Here is a 217-nt window from a genome sequence, read left to right on the forward strand (position 1 = left end):
TTACTTAAATAAATCAGTAACAGAAATTAAAGCTGATGCAGGTGCTGCAAAGGCTACGAATGCTTCTGGTAAAAAAGCTGACGACAAATCTCAAAAAGAAGAGAAGTCAACAAGCGGTTCAACTAGTGACAAAAAAGAAGAACCGAAGAAAGAAGAAAAATCAACAAACGGTTCTACGGAATCATCTAACGATTCTTCTTCACAAGAATAATAAAGT

At 35.0% G+C, this 217-nt stretch carries 1 pseudogene; it reads left to right on the plus strand.

The features are described 5' to 3' along the window. Nucleotides 1-211 (plus strand): annotated as a pseudogene (locus MR170_RS32035) (M23 family metallopeptidase); the annotation flags it as partial. Between the last annotated feature and the right edge of the window lie 6 nt (nt 212-217).

It is taken from the genome of Bacillus cereus group sp. BfR-BA-01524 (genome assembly GCF_022662595.1).
Taxonomy (GTDB): Bacteria; Bacillota; Bacilli; order Bacillales; family Bacillaceae_G; genus Bacillus_A; species Bacillus_A thuringiensis_S.